The 17573-nt window shown below is 41.9% G+C and carries 13 protein-coding genes; 6 read left to right on the plus strand and 7 right to left on the minus strand.

Going from position 1 to position 17573, the window contains the following annotated elements; translation table 11 throughout:
- Nucleotides 1-53 precede the first annotated feature (53 nt).
- Nucleotides 54-1808 carry an MFS transporter gene (locus tag L1D50_RS07345; protein WP_239965795.1) on the minus strand — a complete coding sequence of 585 codons (1755 nt, stop codon included), beginning with the start codon at nucleotides 1806-1808 and terminating at the stop codon, nucleotides 54-56.
- 74 nt (nucleotides 1809-1882) lie between these two features.
- On the opposite strand from L1D50_RS07345, the gene L1D50_RS07350 reads away from it, so the two are divergent.
- On the plus strand, nucleotides 1883-4297 hold the full coding sequence (locus L1D50_RS07350; RefSeq protein ID WP_239965796.1) for a hypothetical protein: 2415 nt from the start codon (nucleotides 1883-1885) through the stop codon (nucleotides 4295-4297).
- Nucleotides 4298-4614: 317 nt separating this feature from the next.
- Here L1D50_RS07350 and L1D50_RS07355 read toward each other — a convergent pair whose 3' ends face one another.
- The 4 genes from L1D50_RS07355 to L1D50_RS07370 all read right to left on the minus strand — a co-directional run bounded on the left by L1D50_RS07355 (nucleotide 4615) and on the right by L1D50_RS07370 (nucleotide 10030).
- A complete protein-coding gene (locus L1D50_RS07355; protein WP_239965797.1) occupies nucleotides 4615-5052 on the minus strand; it encodes a hypothetical protein in 438 nt (145 codons plus the stop codon).
- 535 nt (nucleotides 5053-5587) lie between these two features.
- Nucleotides 5588-8254, minus strand: a complete 2667-nt coding sequence (locus tag L1D50_RS07360) for a TonB-dependent receptor (RefSeq protein ID WP_239965798.1) — start codon at nucleotides 8252-8254, stop codon at nucleotides 5588-5590.
- A gap of 314 nt (nucleotides 8255-8568) precedes the next feature.
- A complete protein-coding gene (locus L1D50_RS07365; RefSeq protein ID WP_128728308.1) occupies nucleotides 8569-9219 on the minus strand; it encodes a DUF2987 domain-containing protein in 651 nt (216 codons plus the stop codon).
- The gene (locus L1D50_RS07370) at nucleotides 9209-10030 is read right to left on the minus strand and encodes a glucosaminidase domain-containing protein (protein WP_239965799.1); all 822 of its coding nucleotides are present in this window, start codon (nucleotides 10028-10030) and stop codon (nucleotides 9209-9211) included. The genes L1D50_RS07365 and L1D50_RS07370 overlap by 11 nt, the downstream gene beginning before the upstream one ends.
- A gap of 255 nt (nucleotides 10031-10285) precedes the next feature.
- On the opposite strand from L1D50_RS07370, the gene L1D50_RS07375 reads away from it, so the two are divergent.
- From L1D50_RS07375 to L1D50_RS07390, 4 genes are all read left to right on the plus strand, one after another.
- Nucleotides 10286-11581 (plus strand): anti-phage deoxyguanosine triphosphatase, encoded by a 1296-nt coding sequence (locus tag L1D50_RS07375; protein WP_138523194.1) that lies wholly within the window; start codon nucleotides 10286-10288, stop codon nucleotides 11579-11581.
- 143 nt (nucleotides 11582-11724) lie between these two features.
- Nucleotides 11725-12141, plus strand: coding sequence for a hypothetical protein (locus tag L1D50_RS07380; protein WP_235956537.1), 417 nt, complete (start codon nucleotides 11725-11727; stop codon nucleotides 12139-12141).
- 9 nt (nucleotides 12142-12150) lie between these two features.
- Nucleotides 12151-12432, plus strand: coding sequence for a hypothetical protein (locus tag L1D50_RS07385; RefSeq protein WP_235956536.1), 282 nt, complete (start codon nucleotides 12151-12153; stop codon nucleotides 12430-12432).
- Nucleotides 12433-12700: 268 nt separating this feature from the next.
- Nucleotides 12701-13366 carry a hypothetical protein gene (locus L1D50_RS07390; RefSeq protein WP_235956535.1) on the plus strand — a complete coding sequence of 222 codons (666 nt, stop codon included), beginning with the start codon at nucleotides 12701-12703 and terminating at the stop codon, nucleotides 13364-13366.
- An 8-nt stretch (nucleotides 13367-13374) separates the two neighbouring features.
- On the opposite strand, the gene L1D50_RS07395 is transcribed toward L1D50_RS07390, so the two are convergent.
- Together L1D50_RS07395 and L1D50_RS07400 are read right to left on the minus strand one after the other, a co-directional pair.
- Nucleotides 13375-14763: a HAMP domain-containing sensor histidine kinase gene (locus L1D50_RS07395; protein ID WP_239965800.1), complete on the minus strand. Its 1389-nt coding sequence runs from the start codon at nucleotides 14761-14763 to the stop codon at nucleotides 13375-13377.
- A complete protein-coding gene (locus L1D50_RS07400) occupies nucleotides 14760-15437 on the minus strand; it encodes a response regulator transcription factor (protein WP_138523198.1) in 678 nt (225 codons plus the stop codon). The genes L1D50_RS07395 and L1D50_RS07400 overlap by 4 nt, the downstream gene beginning before the upstream one ends.
- A gap of 204 nt (nucleotides 15438-15641) precedes the next feature.
- Here L1D50_RS07400 and L1D50_RS07405 point away from each other — a divergent pair, with 204 nt between their 5' ends.
- Nucleotides 15642-17543 carry an LTA synthase family protein gene (locus tag L1D50_RS07405; protein WP_239965801.1) on the plus strand — a complete coding sequence of 634 codons (1902 nt, stop codon included), beginning with the start codon at nucleotides 15642-15644 and terminating at the stop codon, nucleotides 17541-17543.
- Nucleotides 17544-17573 lie beyond the last annotated feature (30 nt).

Consider the following 17573-nt stretch of genomic DNA (forward strand, 5'->3'; position numbering starts at 1 on the left):
AGAGAGAATATGGCTTGCAAACAAACCGATCGCGACCAATAACTGTTCCCATTTCAATAGTGGTATGTTTTTCTGTCTATTATCACTTTGTTGAACCAGAATAATGCAATGGCAGTTATAAGCGCGATAGCGGCAAATAGCCCCCACATTAACTCAGGTGCCGCCATTTCTTGTACTAACACTTTATAGCTCCAACCAGATAAAAATCCAGCAAATAAGAAGCCCAGCGCCATAGAAACAAAGTAGTATCCCATATACAACGCAGCTTGAGATTGAGGCGCGATACTCGCGACATACTCTTGGCTTTTAGGAGAGGCAAGCATTTCACCAAGCGCGATAAGCAATATGACAGTGACAATGAGCTGACCGCTTAACCAGTCGCTATCGCTAAGTAATGCGGTAAACGCAACCGCCATCACCAGTAAGCCTGTGACTAACACATAAAATGGTCTAAATCGCTGACAGAGAAAGCTCACCAAAATTTGTGCGACCACGATCGCTGCAAAGTCTAAGTTGATGAGATACTCAGGATTGATTTGACGATATTGTACGAGTTGCTTAGCAAGGGCTTGCGCTTGGTGCTGTGAAAGAGCCTGTCCATTATCATGAAGCGCATTTAGCGTTTGTAGTATCAACTGTATTTGCTCATGGGGGACATTCACTTTGAGGTGAACCCATTCCAGCCTAATGGTTTCAATGGATACTGTGCCACTTTCCTTAAGCTCATTGAACAGCGTAAAAATAGCAGCAGTTAACTTATCAATATCAACATGCGCTAAAAACGCGACGCCAGAATCGCCAAACCACGCCAATATATCTCGGGTATCTGCATAATCACGGATATACACAGGTAAAGTATAAAACAGCTGATTATACACAGTCCAAAAGCCTGCAAGGATCAGCAAATATAACGCAAACGGCAGGTTACTCACCTTCATCGGTTGTTGCCACCATGCTTTAGTCGGCGCTCGATTTATGAGTACTCTGTCCCACACCCAGTTAGCTACTAACCAGATTGCAATCCAAGTAAACGCCTGACTGTAGTCAGAAAACCCAACGCCTGCCGACATCAATAGCGCCAGTGCGACAAACAGCGCAAGTGCTAAACGTGTATTACCCAGCACCGACTGTGCCGTTTTTAATACTTGAGTAGGAGGTTGCTTGGTTTTAGGTAATGTTTGCGGGTCTTTGTAAAATAACATCAAGGGGATAAAGTTTATGGCAATCCAAATCGCCGACATCATAAATACCGCATCCCAGCTAATAGCGCGCATATACCCCGCAACCAAAGGACCTAAAAACCCACCAATATTCACCATGGTATAAAAGATCCCAAATCCAAGGCCACGATTACCATCGTTTGTACTGTGGCTGACGGTGCCAACAACCACAGGTTTAAAGCAAGCAGCACCCAGGGCAACAAAGCTCAGCGCAGCAAAAAACGGCCAAAAACTCTGTGCCTGTCCCAGTAAATAATAACTTGGTGTCATCACCAAAAATGCAAAAAAGAACATCTTTTTATACCCGACGCGATCTCCCAGCGCACCAGTTACAACAGGCAAAAGATATAAAAAGAAGGGAATAATCCCCTGCACGGCGCCACGCTCTATATCAGTAAAGCCAATACCACCTTGTGATTTTGGGGTTGTCATATAAATTGATGACACAGCGAAAAAGCCATACCAAGCGAGCCGTTCGAATATTTCCATGATATTCGCGATGTAAAAAGTTCGACCAAACCCAGAAGACGACTTTGACCGATTTGCTTCATTGGGATCTGGCTCACACCACTGCTGCTGATTTTGCATAATGACAATACCTGTTATCTTTGTTATTTTATATTGCATACAATATACACAAATAATAACGAGAGAAAAGTATCATGTCTTTATTTTATCTATTCCATACCTTTTATTGGCGAATACCCTCTATCCAAAAGCCCCGGCTAGTATTTGCTCCTCTAATTGCAATACTTGCTTTACTCAGCGGATGTAAAACTACACGAAGCGATATTGCCGCTATTCCAAGCCCCGCTGATATGCGCTCTGAAATAAGCGTTAATGGTCGAGTCAGCACGTTGAGACACATTGATATCCAACATGTTGGTAAACAAATTCCGCTGACTTATAGCGAGGGAAAAATAGCTAACTCGCGGGGGTATGACTGGTGGGTGAGTAAACATTTTGCGCTAAAAAGTGACTTTCCTGAGGACAAAGTAAAACTCTATTTAGAATTACTAGAAATGTCTTACCCTCACTATGTTGAATTGTTTGGTATGGCACCCGCCGCGATTGATAAGAAGAGAATCGCTGTCGTTTATGGCAGTTCACGCCAACGTACAAAAGAAGCCATGCTAGATGATGGCTTTTTGCGCGGCGTACATAAAACGGCTGGCGGCGAAACTATGTTTTATAACCGTGCAGGGTACAACTTTCCGAGTCATCGCCAGCATCACCAACGCTACATCGTGATCCATGAAACCATGCATGCGTTTCATATGGCACTGAACGGTCACTCAACTTGGGCACCCAATTGGATCACTGAGGGGATGGCTGATGCCATTGCAAGCCACGTATATAATCCAAATAAAAAGCAGCTAACTGTGATGGTTTTCGACCGCGCTCCAATGAATTATCTGCACTTAGGTTTACAGCAATATCACCAAAATGGACAGCCATCTTTCGAAGCAATCAATGATGATCCATCACTCAAACGCGGGCTCAACTTTTTTATCGTACATTTTTTATTGAGCGATCCTGAGCGATATCAATATTTTAAACGCTTTATCGGCAAATTAATGGACGCAAATCCTCACTCTGAAAACACCTTGCCAACTGCCAATGCACTCTTAAAACAGACCTTCCCCGATTGGCCTCAGCTTGAACAGCAGTTTGCAGCGTTTGTGCGCTCTGCCACGCCAAGTTTTTATATTGTCGATGGGCCTTGGGAGCAAAACGGTGCCGCATATTGGCTCAGAAATACCGAAAGCAAAACACTTAATCGTCTCGATATTCATCCAAACTTTTCCTCTACACATGTCGTGATGGATTTTCCCGCCCCCGATAAAACACCTCTAATCAACTCACTTGATGGGCATAGTGTTGCAGTACTAATCGACTTCGAACCAGAGCAGATAAAACGTGGGGAAATTGGCTTTGCGTTAATCGCTGATTTAACAATCGAGAGCTTAGATGCGCGTCTCGGACGCGTTAAACCAAAAGAAATTGATTTCAATAAAGACACTCTACTGCAATTTACCCTTCAAGACGGAGTAAAGTTAACAGTCTCAAGCAATCAAGCATTGTTTCCTGCAAAGTCTATCGCACTGCTGCCGCAATTACGCAACGATATTAAGCTATATCATCAAGTTGCGCTCACGCTTTCAAAGCGGGACGATACACTGATTATTAAAATGAAAACACAACACCATGAGCAATTGGCTAGGCTACCGTTGATCCAAATTGGTGTTTCAGACCTTAGCTTGCAAAAAATAAGTCTTCTTGGCCGAAATAACAATCATAGAATAACGCCGTACTTTGCTGCGCATGACTACGTGATCACGAATGAACAAACCACTAATCCTTGGCACTTTAACGATGCACCTTTACTTCGCAGAGCTTTTAACACTTGTGTGGAATATAGCGCTCAGTTAAGTGATTGTATGACCCCACTTCGCGAAATCTTTAACAAACAGAAATCTAGGACAGTCACGGAAACTGAGCATAAAACCCTCAAACACTTGATGCAGCAATGGCAATCAACACTTGGCGACGATGCGCTCTTTACGCTAAGTGGTATCAACATCCAGAACTACTTTTCTGATGGATTGCACTATCTTTACGTCAACAATCCCAGTATCCATGATATTGCGCTAACTTACGGTAACTACAACAAAATTCTAGCTTCAGGTGAACACCGTGTTCTATTACCAAAACATACCCCTCAGAACTTAGTGATTAGTTGGAACGGATTAACACAACAAAAGCCTCTTCTAACGCTAGAGAAGTCTTTTGATGGCGTAAAAATGGAAGTCACTATTCGTGACAATATAACCATCACGCTAACCGGCCCCTATTCAGGTGCATCGAGTGGCACATTACGCGTCGATTTTACCCCATTCCACTCATTCAAAAATGATGAGCCGCTTTGGCAACTCCCCGTCACCTTTGCACCTTATGAAAGTAAAACTTTTAACCTAGATAAGCTACGGGGGCTAAAGGATGGGTTACTTGAGATCACGGGTGAGTTTGACGTTGATGGTGAACCGATTAAGTTGATAAAAACAATCAATTTATAAAGCCTGTACTCACTATAGCTAGGGCCTGTTGACCTTTGCTGTTTGATTGTCGTTCTCCTGAGTGTGTTTTGGTCACGACACTCGACTTTCCGCCAAGTAATCTAAGCAAAAGTTGAGCAACAATGAACAAAGCACACTTAGGTGAACCATACCGCAACAGAGCTGTATATAGGCAGAAATCGAATCAAATAAGACCCAACACTCGACTTTAATTCGGTGTTTCCTCTTAAATTTTCATCTCCCCAATTGGCCTATTATGCGCCGCTGTAACGAGTATTTCGAATTTTGGGGCTTATCTATCTCATTGGTAAACCAATTTAAGCCATGACATCAAGGCCTAAAGCATGTTCTGTCTGCAAATAATCTTTACCATGAAGCTCTTTTACAATCGCTAATCTATTTTCAAGGAAGTTTGCCTGATTAACATCGCCGATACTCTTACTATACTTTATAGATTGCTCGATTTGCCCGATGTAGTCAGTTCGGACATTCCCCATTTTTCCTTGTTGTCCATCCAAGTATAATCGCCCATTGGGTAGAACCATAGGAATAGGAAGATCTGCAACGCCTGCACGTACCAGCATATTGTATTCATTTGGAGATATATTGTGCATATCAATCCGTTTTTCTATTTGCGACTCAACCGGTGAAGAAGAACTGCTAAAGGCTGAATCCGTTTCTAGACCGGATTGTGCTAACTTGTTGCTATTATTACCTGATGTGGCAAATATTTGCCCTACTCCTTGGATCTCCATAATGAACCCCTGTGTTTTATTGGTAGCCTAACTTTAAAAAGCAATTAGCAAGCCACTTTTTACACCTCTTTTAACTCCCTACCACACCTCTTTTAACTCCCTACCATAAGTAAAGAAATAGTCGATTTATACCAGTTGTATTAAGTAAATGATCTATCTTGAAGCGGGGAAATAGCTTTAGTAGCACCGCTCTCGCGTCCTGCTACCGCTAAGGTACCTATATCCATATAGGCAAGGCAAAAGTTTTGCTATTTAGTTGTTCTAAATGAGAAATTTTTAACGAAACTAATATGCTATTTCACCCTTCAAATTGATTAGAGAACTAATTCAATTGGTATTAATGTGATTGGGCTTATTACAAATAAAGTTTACATTGCACTGTTTCTTAAAGGAAAATGCAGTAACTCGGATATTACGAACAACACATAAACTGGAAATAGAAATTAGATCATAAAGGTCAACTGACCATAGTCAAAGATTTAACTTTTTTGGGGAAGCTTCCCTCCAAGCCTCTGGAGGGAAGAGTTAATGTAGCTTAAAACTGGTAAGCAAATTTCACATAAGCTTGACGACCAAGGATACTGTGTGTCTTATTATCAATACCCATTGACTCTGAAGGCGCTAGCGGCGCTTCTTCATTGAACAAGTTCGATGCACCTAGTGTTACTGTCAGCTTCTCTACACCAATATAACTGACACTTGTATCAACCGTAGTCCAAGAATCGATTTCATACTTGTTGCCATCACTGTCAGCTAGATCTTTGTAAGAATCAACATAGTTTACGCTGATATTTGCAAGCCAATCGTTTTTAGCCCAGTCCATGCCTGCGGTCCAACGGAACTGTGGATGCTGGTATTCTCCATTGAGATCTTCTGCGACATTGAATGTGTTACCTTGATCATCACTTTCAAATGACTGCTCTTCAAAGTTAAGTGCGTAAGTTAAGTTGTAATTGAACTTAAACTCGCCCATTTCACGAGTAGTTAATGCGTAGGCTAAGTTAACATCGAAACCGTCTGTTTCACGACCACCAATATTAACAAAAGTGTCGTTAATAGTCAGAATACGACCAAGTGTGCTACCTTGATTAGGCGCACGCACCACCAAATTAGGATCAGTACCACAACAATCAACTAACTTCTGTGCACCTATCTTCTTAATAAGATCTTCTTGATCATAGTTCCAGTAATCCACACCGATGCTAAAGTCATCGGTTGCCTGCCACACAATACCTAAGTTGTAGTTTTCTGATTCTTCCGGTTGAAGATTCTTGTTACCAGATACAATCGCGGTGTATTCATACGGACTACAATCATCATCGGCACCTGTTTGGCGACAACGTTCGCGGTCTATCACACTTGGTGATTCGTCAGTTCTACCTAGATGTAACTGCACAAGAGAAGGTGCTCTAAATGCAGTTCCCCAAGAGCCTCGAACTACAACACTGTCAATTGGTGTCCAGCGAAATGCCACTTTCGGATCGGTTGTTGTTCCAAAGTCACTGTAGTCTTCATAACGAAGCGCTAGTTGTAGCTCTAAATTATCCAGTACTGGCACACTAAACTCAGCGAATAGCGCAGTATTGTCTCTATCACCATTAGCTTGTGTTGCTTCAGTACCAAAGATTTCGCCTCTGATGTATTGGCTATCAGGATTATCTTCGATTTTTTCGTAGCGATGTTCGAAACCAAACGCTGCTGCAACGTAGCCTGCACCCAATTCAAATAGTTCACCTGAAATAGTACCGTCTAATGATTGCATGGTTGATGCACCATAGCGTGTAGTCGTGGTTTCAAAAAACGCCAGACCGGCTTCTGTATTGGTGCTTGGTTCAAATGGATTCCAAAGGCCCTCATCAATCGCTTGTTGCGCTCTTAGTTTGTTCGGAAAGCCATCAAAGCCTTTTTCGACTGCACTTGAACGAATAGCAGAATACGCAACTTCCCACGACCACGCATTCCATTCACCACGCGCACCGAGAACAGCACGATAGTATTCGGAATCAACATCTTTTTTACGGTTACCGATATCAACCGTACGACGACGCATGGAAATATCTACACCATGTAAGAAATGGTCTGGGTCGTTAAACAATGGGTGATTTGGGTTATCACCATCCATAAATAGTTCTGTAAAACTTGGACTACCTGCACCTTGAATGAAGGTTGAGGAGTGCTGTGCAGAAATTTCTGCAAAACCTTCAATTCCATCGGTGATTTCTTGTACGCCGTTATAGTTAAAGCTAATACGCTCTGTCGATGGGATTGCGGTCATGTGTGGCGCATAATCATAGCGACAGATATCACCAATATCTAAAGCAGGGTCACACGTATCATTTCCCCATACATCAGTAAAGATAGTCTGCCTAACTTGAGTACCATCGTCTTCAACACGAACAACAGGTAATCTCGCCCACTGCTCGTCTGTGAGCATACTTCTCATTACCTCTACGCTTCCTGGCACACCTGCAGAGCTTAATGAGTTATTACCACCACGAAAACGCTGATCAGCAGACGCCGTATAATCTCGATCTGCATACGTTAAGTGACCGCGCTTGAAGTAATCTAATGAGAAATTATGGTGGCCATTTTGTGTTGACGACCCCCAAAGAAGAGTAAAGTTTTGTTCTTCGGCACCACCATCTGCGGTATCAGAGATTTTACCCGCAACTTCAAAACCATCTATATCGTCACGAAGAATGATGTTAATAACACCAGCTACCGCATCAGAACCATAAGTCGCTGAAGCGCCATCTTTTAGAATATCTATACGCTTAACCGATGAAACCGGAATGGTATTTAAGTCAACAAACGAAGTTTCAATATCTTTTGCAAATGGGCTCACTGCAACGCGACGACCATTGATCAGTACAAGAGTTGATGAGGCCCCAAGTCCTCTTAGCGCCACACTTGAACCACCATTTGCGGTGTCATCACTTGAGTTACCTTGCGTACTAAAAGTCCCCGTTCCTGAAACTGGTAGTTTCTGTAGTGCGCCAATAAGGTCCGTTGATCCTGTTGATGCTAGATCAGCAGCCGATAAACTTTGGATTGGTGACGGGCCTTCTAAGTCTGTTCTTTTTATGTGAGAGCCGGTCACTTCAATACGTTCAACTTGCGTTGTTTCTTCAGCCTTAACTTGTTGATTCATGCCAATTAAAATAGCAATTGAAAGCGCACTGAGTGGTAATTTATAGGTCATCCTGTTTCCCCTTAAGTTAATAATTACACTGTAGTTTTTTTAATAATCAAAACATTATTAGCACACCACGTAAACTTTAACAATGCATTTATTTAACAGAAAGTTTCCAATTTAGGGATGTGACGACAGAAAAATGCGACGAATATACCAAACTATTTTCCAGCCTGAATTATTGCCAAAAGAAGGATTAAAGGTCGTAAAGAGGAAATTTGACATATAAAAACGCGAGGATGAAGTAACATCTAATAAATTTAGCCAGCTTGAAGAGCTACGACTAAAGTCTAAAGACGTTACTTCATATTATAATAGACTAATTATAATGCTAGCCAAGGTTGTACTGACTGCACATTAGCAGAGTCAGCAAAATGTGTATTGTCATTAAGCCATGTTTTAGGAACAGTGATTTGACAGACTTGCGATTCACACTGCATAGCGGCATCAGTGACTTTTTGAGTATGGTCAAAGGTTACAATGACCCCTTGTTGCTCTGGTAGCAAAAATGATAGCAAGTTTTTAATAAAGAAACCCGATAGATCAGCCAACAGCTCCTCAAATTCCATTTGCATTTTATAAAGGTCAGATCTGCTTAGAGATGTCGTATTAAATAACTCGGCTTCAATCTGCATTTTTAGCTGACAGTCCGAGTGTCCACTCTTTGTTTCAATCAACACTTTTGCTTTGTCTTTGTCCAATTCTTTGTCAAATGGAAGCAATAGTTGTGCTTCATCGGTATACGATAATGGAAAACTGGCCTCTTCGGTTACAATATTCCCCTTGGTGATTTTACATGGCTGCATGCTCACTGTATCGACAAGGTAAAAACCCACACGTGCAAATTCAAAATCGCCTTTATTTACTACTTTTAATCTGTCGTAAAAACTATCGTATGCAAAGGTGACCGTGTTAGCGGAGGCTATCGCACTCCAAAGTGCCATTATCAGGACAAATACAATCTTACTCTTCATCAAAATACGCTCGGTTATGTCTAATCATGTCGTTAAGTTCGTTCACGTAGTCTTCACCACGTTCTGAATAACTCAACAGGCCACTTGTTAATACTGTCGCATCAATCGGTGCTTTTTGAGCTCGCAGCTCTGCTCGTACCAAACGCAACTCTCTGTATGCATCATTGGTGTTGATATTTCTAAAGTACGACTTAACCGCAGCCCGTACCGACTGAAATGCTCTAACTTCATGATCTGCGGCGTCTTCTCTACGTCTGGGTACCATACCGCAGCCCTTTGTATAACACCACTGACCAAAGAAGTTTAATCCAATTCGCGCAAATCGTGACGTGCCCCAAGCGGATTCATTAGCAGCTTGCATCAACGCCAGCTCTTTAGGGATAATATCCACTCGGCGTAATGCTCTTTTGAGCGACAATTCATTAATGGCTTCACCTTTTAAATCATACTTTGTGAAAATCAATGCTATCTTTTCTATTTGTTTTCGTGTCAGGGTTTCATCAAATTGCACCATCATCAGCGCAATTTCAAGCGTGGCTCGTTGCTCCAAGATCTGTTTATTTTCGGCTTCTACATGCGGTTTAATAAAGTCGAAAAATGCCGTTTTCTTTTCATTGATATCACGAATGGCTGAAAAATTGGGTAGTTTTACGCTATGAAGTGGCTTTTCAGGCACCTTAGGTAAGACTTCTGTGCCCGTATCCTCTTGGTCTAAAACGGTATCTTGAGGGCCCTTATCTTGGACAAAAGGGAATAAGAGTGCCCAAATAGTCACTAGGGCAACAATGAGTTTAATCAGTTTAGCTTGCATACTTCTCCTCGCAGTGGCGTTGTTCTGGAAACGGAGTCTCTTTCCCTAAGTCTCTAAGAACTTTTCTCAAGCCCACTCAATAACAGTTTTATTCTGTTACTATAGTGTGATAAGGCGTTGATAACTTGCGCCAAAATAACAGTATTCAAAAATAGCGGCTGATAATATCAAAAGCCGCAATTAAACGCGAATTTTCGTTCAGTTATCGTACATAGTTTAGACGAATTTAAGGTATAAAGAAAAAGGAACAGAGGTATGACGTCTAACGCTTGGCAGCAGCGTCTGCTATCGCAGCAAAAAAACCGCCCTAACGACAACCGCTCAGCATGGCAAATTGACCGCTCAAGGATCATACATGCCGCGGCTTTTAGGCGCTTGCAAGCCAAAACCCAAATTATGGCAATCGGCGTTAACGATTTTTATCGGACTCGTCTAACCCACTCTTTGGAAGTATCGCAAATAGGCAGCGGTCTACTGCGCCATTTAAGAAAACAACACCCTGAATTTGAACACTTTCCTTCGACAAGCCTTATTGAAACTTTGTGTCTAGCCCATGATATCGGCCACCCACCCTTTGGCCATGGTGGCGAAATCGCACTTAATTACCTTATGCGTGACCATGGAGGATTCGAAGGTAATGCTCAAACCTTGCGCATTGTAACTAAATTAGAACCCTATACTAAAGGTTATGGCATGAACTTAACGCGCCGCACCCTACTAGGTTTTATTAAATATCCTGCATTAATCGACACACTTTGGTATCACCAACCAACGCAAACACAAAGTCGAAAGTACATATTGTCTAGCGATTGGCTGCCTGCTAAAGGTATTTATCAATGCGACCAATCTGTATTTGATTGGATCCTCTCGCCATTTTCTCAAAATGACCAAAGCAAGCTGCAGGAAACCGAAGTAAAAGATACTTTTCGTCGCAAGACTAAGTTTAAATCGTTAGATTGCGCCATTATGGAATATGCCGATGATATCGCCTATGCAGTTCATGATTTAGAAGATGCGATTGCAACCGAGACCCTTAACGAGGCAGCATGGCATGATTTCGCTCTACCTGAATTACAAAAGTTAGACTCAACTTGGTTAAAGCAAAACTTACAACGCGTGAGCGAGAGTTTATTTTCAGAAGATGAATCTAACCGTAAAGATACTATAGGCGAACTCGTCAACCTGTTTATTGTGCACTGTAAACTCACCGTTCAAGACTCAGATTTTGACTCCGCCCTACTTCATTTTACCGTTGAGATGGCACCCGAATTTCAAGAGATCCTGCAAGTATTAAAAGTGTTCGTATATCGAAGATTAATTCGTGAACCTAAAATGCAGCAAATTGAGTTTAGTGGTCAAAACCTGCTTATTGATTTATTTGAAGTTTTTGCCAGTGACCCAATGCGATTATTGCCGTATACAACCCAAACACTATTCCAGCAAGCAACCGATGAAACGCAGCAAATGCGCGTGTTAGCGGACTATCTTGGTGGTATGTCTGATGAGTATGCACGAAAAGCGCATCGACGCTTATTTACCGGGGAACTGTAAACTCTGTTCGTAGAGGCAAAACTTAATCATGAAAAACTCGCATACATTGGCGATTAACTCATTCTTTAATTTTTCTTAAGCCTTTCTTAAGTATTGGCATATATGTTTTCAACGTAGCTTGATATTTTTCAGTTGGAGCATATATGCCAGCCAAAACCGTTGCGGTATTCGTGTTAGTCACTTCAATCACTCCTGCGTTTGCTGGTGACCCATTTAGCATCGACTCCCTTTACAATAATGATGCTGAACATAGTAATAAAATGGCGCGACAGACGGATAAAGCAAGCCAAGAGAAAAACATCAAGATTGAGTCTATCGAAATAAACTCAAACCCTATTTTTAATCCAGACAACCCAGAAACGACCTCTTTCCATGACTTCGCAAACTGGCTACATATAGAAACCCGAGATGCGACTATCGCTTCTCAACTCCCTTTTCAGGCTGGTGGCCTAGTCAGCGAGGCCGATATTTTAGAGGCTGAGCGGATCTTGCGTGCTAAAAAATACATCAGAGAGGCGAAAATCAACTACGCCAAGCCTTGCAGCAGTGCCGAGCCATAGAAAATATCAGTGCAAACGTGGGACACCTGGAGTTTGCTGCCCAGTGTCAACTTTGGCCGAAGTAGTGGAAACAATAAGTTAAGTTTGGGGTTTAAAGAGGAAAACTTGTTAGGGTATGGCGTTAGGGCATCCGTAAAATACAAATCTGATCATGAACGTTCCGGTTACCATACCGTGTTGCAAATGCCTGCGCCATGGCAACCACATGCCATGATAACGGTGCAAGCAGATGATTATGATAACGGTCAAATATTTACCTTTCTATCAGCGCTCCAGCTCTTTGTTATATAGAGCTTATATTAATGCACAAGACCAAACGACTTCTATCTATCATAACGGTCAAACATAAAGTCAGTTTCGATATAATGGTACATCTGCGCGGTTTGCTTATGGCCGTTTATGGCAGCAAACCAACACCACCACCCTGAGGTGGATAGCTGGTGTCGATTACCAAGATGTCAGCTATGACGAGCCAAACTTAGCCATAAGAGATAACCTTTATGACTTCAAACTGTTAGCGCCTTGGATTAGCCTTCAATATATCGCAGATAATTATATCGTGCTACAAGATGTAGACTTAATCAATCACAGTGAAGATTTCAACCTCGGATGGTCACTTGCGGCTAAAGCAGGTATTGATACCGAAGCAGATGGAGTTGGCTCAATTTGGGAGTTTTCAGCCAACAAAGCATGGCTATTTAATGAGGATCTTTTATACCGATTTAAAGCATCAACCAATGCCCAAATCGGCACGCAGCAAGGTGATAGAGTATGGTCTACTCTCGCTGCAAAGGTAAATTATCGCTGGAGCGATAGTTTTGCTTTTTATGCTGATGTCATTGCTGCGTGGCAAAACAAGGAATTTGCCGAGCGTCCTCTTGCTCTCGGTGGAGAAGAAGGGATCCGTGGCTTCCCACAAAGCTATCAACAAGGTATGCAAACGGTCAAATCTTCATTCGAGCTCCGTATGTATCCTAACATTAATATTTATCAGCTTGTTGATTTAGGGTTCGTTGGCTTTGTTGATATGGGAAAAGCATCCGGGAATATACAACATCCTAATATAAGCAATAAAATGCTTGGCAGTGTAGGGCTCGGAGTTCGTTTATATTCCGCTCGTTCAAGTAACGAAAACGTAGTGCATATAGACTTTACTAAACCATTAAGTAACTATCCTGAAGTTGACAGCTGGGAACTGGGTTTATCAGTGGAAACTCACTTTTAAATAGTGCTTCAAAGGGTCAATGTAAAGGTGATGGTGCTCCCTTCCAACGCAACAGTGAGTTCCGCATCAATGGCTTCAGCAAAGGCCCTAGCAATAGGCAACCCCAAGCCAAAGCAATCATTCGCGCTTCTCGACTGGTCGCTTTGCCATAGTGGTTCAAATAACTGTGCTAAATTCATGTTTTCGAGCTCGCCGGAAGCCTGATTGCTCACCCGAACATTTATCCCATTTGTCGCCCCCTTTTCAACAACAATAAGTGCTTCGGAACCCACTACACGGTGGCGCTTGGCATTTTTTAGTAAGTTACCAATGATGCTCTCAACTGCCATTAAGTTGGTCTGAATTGGACATTCTGAGCAAGTTGTCTGAATCTCAACATTATCAAGTGCTATCTCACCAATCGAACGGTTGACGACTTGCAATACATCAACAACATCTTCTTTAGGTAGCTTTATCTGCTCGTATTTATGTAACAACATTACGTTGGTGACGATGTTTTTCATCCGCTGACTTATTCTTAATACTTCTGGCACAAAGTCATCCATCAATTCATTGTCTTCGGGAAAGCGTGAAATAACTTCCGCCAAATTAATGAGCTCCGTAATGGGCGTTTTTAGTTCGTGCGAAATATCTGAGGTTAAGCGCTTTTCTCGCAAGTACAGTTGTCTGTTTTCAACGATAAAACGGTTTAAGCTTTGCTCAACGGGTAATAGCTCAGAAACTGGCTTTTCTAATATTATGGTGTCTGAATCTTTAGAAAAATTTAGTTTGGCTATCTGAGCGTTCATGCTATTCAACGGCGCGAGACCAACATCGACCGTTTTACGCACAAAGACACGAATAAACACCACAACACATACGATAGTCACGATAAAAACGATATCAATGAGCCAAAGAATAAAGTCCAGCCCCTCCGACGAGGCCGCATAGGCAATAACAAGTTCGTCGTCAAAAGATTTTTTTTCCCCTTTTAGGGTATGGATCTGCGGAATAAAACGGGTATATATGATCCGTCCCGCACGACCATCTGGCAGGGTTTCATTTACCACTTTGCTCTCGCCAAGTGATAACGACAAATAAGGTAACTCGTGTTGCGAAAAAAGATCTAAACTGTCAGAGCGTGCAAAAACTCGGTCGTTCAACCAGATTTGATAATATTCGGGCTCGATATTGCCAGTAAATTCAGGTAAAAACTCACCGGAAAAGTGAAGTTCAAGATGATCTTCATCTTCAGAGACTAACGTCATCAGCATGCCAACTTTTGTATGCATCGCTTTGTCGAATTGTGAGTCAATCCAAGAGTCAACAGCCAAATCTGTAGCGAGTAAAATGGCGACTACAACACCTGTGATGGTAATTGATAATGTGCTAACTAAGTTCCCTCGGATCGACTTCATGGTAGTTGCTCAACATAATATCCAAACCCGCGTTTAGTTTTAACTGGCAAGCATTGACCCAACGCTTTTACCTTTTTGCGTAGCGAAGAAAGGTGAGCTTCGATGGCATTTTTCGACACACTATCGAAATTGCCGGTAATATAAGTGCTCAATTTTTCTGATGTAATAATCTTATTTTGATTAGTAAACAAACATTCCAAAATTTTATACTCATTGGGTGTTAAGTCTATTCGCTGCCCTGCAATTAACGCCGACTTTAGCTGCAAGTCAATGGTCAAAAAGCCATGCACGATTTCATCACCATCTTGTTTAAATGCCCCTCTTCTCATTAGCGTTAATAGACGTGCATGCAGCTCATCAAACGAAAAGGGCTTGGCGAGATAGTCGTCTGCACCACTTAATAAACCCAGCACTCGGTCTTCAGGTTGTGACTTTGCTGACAACACCAACACTCGAGTATCATTCTTATGTTGTCTTAGCGCTTTAAGCACGCTTATGCCATCCAAACTGGGCAACATGATATCTAAAATAATTACATCATAGTGATCCATCAGCGCCATACTCAAACCGCTAGAGCCGTCCGCCGTATCATCTACCGTAAAGCCCAGTTTAGAGAGCCCTAAGGTTAAGCTGCGACGCAAGGACTCAGAATCTTCAATCAGTAACACATTCATAAATAAACCTTTGGCTAGTGCTTAATGTCACATAGCTTAGTTGCTCAAACTTAAGATTCGCTAAAGAGAACTTCAACTTTCATCAATTCCGAAGGATTTCCTAAGCTTTTCTTAAGTTTCGTCGGATAGTCTTGTGATAAATGCAGCTATTCTTAACATTCTATGAACAAAGTACACTTTTCAACTCCTTATGCAAAACCTTTCATGGTGTTTTTCTTGTCCTTGTTGGTAATTTTGACGCTTAGCCGTTTAGGACTATCGGCTTGGATGTTAGAGAGAATGGCAGGCTCTGATCCTTTGACCTTTGTGATATCAGGCCTTCGAGTTGATTTGAGTACTATCGCATATCTCGCGATACCACTCTTATTATTAATGGTCACACACTATTTTATGCCTAAACCATTAAAGCCTTTACTTACGACGCTAATAACGGGGTATATTGCGTTGGGTATTGCATTTGTCCTACTACTTGAAGCTGCAACTCCTGCATTTATTTTGCAATACGACATCAGACCGAACCGTTTATTTATTGAGTATCTGATTTACCCCAAAGAAGTTATTTCAATGTTGTTGAGTGGCCACTTGGGCACAGTGATATTCACCCTGCTTTTATGTACTTTAGCTTTAATAACCACCTTGAGATATTTTCCTCGCATTGGCAACGATGTGCCATCAAAGAGGAATATGGCTATCTCTACTTTTTGTAGTCTTATCTGTTTAGCGCTATTAGAAAGAGGCACTCTGAGTCATAGACCACTTAACCCTGCTACCGTCTATTTCTCACAGGATGCATTGGTTAATTCGCTGACCATCAATTCAGCTTATAGTGTTGCGTTCGCAGCAAAAAATATGGGCAGCGAAAAAAGTGCCAGTGCGCTTTATGGTTCGCTATCCAAAGAAAAGGTTTTTGATACAGTAAGAAAAGCAAGTTACAAACAAGATTTTATCTCAAATACACTTCCTACCCTAGCCACTAATCCGGCATATCATCAGGGCAAAAAGAAAAACTTAGTAATTATCTTAGAGGAAAGCTTAGGCGCACGTTTTGTCAGCTCGCTGGGGGGAGCAAACCTAACCCCAGAGTTAGATAAACTGTATCAAGAAGGCTGGGGGCTGGAGAACCTCTACGCAACGGGCACCCGATCGGTTCGCGGAATTGAAGCCGTGATCACCGGCTTTATCCCCTCACCATCACGCTCCGTTGTTAAGCTTTCAAAGTCTCAGCAACAATTTTGTACGTTGGCGGATATTTTAGCCAAAGAAAACTATACCACACAGTTTATTTACGGTGGCGAAAGCCACTTCGATAACATGAAAAGCTTCTTCTTAGGAAATGGCTTTCAACGTATCGTTGACTTTGATGATATTGAAAGCCCGGAGTTTGTTGCGTCTTGGGGCGCCAGCGACGAAGATCTGTTTAATCAAGCGGATAAAGAACTAACTCAGCTGAGTGAAGAAGAAAAGCCATTTTTTAGTTTGATCTTTACATCTAGCAATCACGACCCGTTTGAAATTCCTGACGGAAAAGTAATGTTACCAACAAATCATAAAAGTGATAAACCTGCGCGAGATCTCGCTATCAAGTACGCCGACTATGCGCTCGGAAAGTTTATTGATAAGGCCAAGCAAAGCCGTTATTGGCAGGATACTATCTTTTTAGTCGTTGCAGATCATGATGTCAGGGTGTATGGATCCGAGCCCATCCCTATTAAGTCTTTTCATATTCCAGCCGTTATTTTGAATTCAGACTTTAATCAGAAACAAGATAAAAGATTGGTCAGTCAAATTGATTTACCTGTCACTTTGCTTTCTTTAATAGGGGTTGAACGCCCAACGCCTATGCTTGGTTTTGACTTAACCAAACAATATCCAGTGCAAAGAGCGATGATGCAATATTACGATAATTTTGCCTATATCGAAGATAACAAAGCCGCCATTTTGATGCCAGGCAACAAAGTGAGTTATTGGCAATATGACGCGGCGACTAAGATGCAAACACCACTGGTGAATACAACGCACACCGTTGATTTGAAAGAAAAAGCACTATCTCATGTATTATTTAGTAATTTGGCCTATCAGGAGCAAATTTATCGATTAAAAGAGTAAAGCATAAGGTTGCCTTAAGTATTTCTATAG

Source organism: Pseudoalteromonas sp. Isolate6, from assembly GCF_022398435.1.
GTDB lineage: Bacteria > Pseudomonadota > Gammaproteobacteria > Enterobacterales > Alteromonadaceae > Pseudoalteromonas > Pseudoalteromonas galatheae.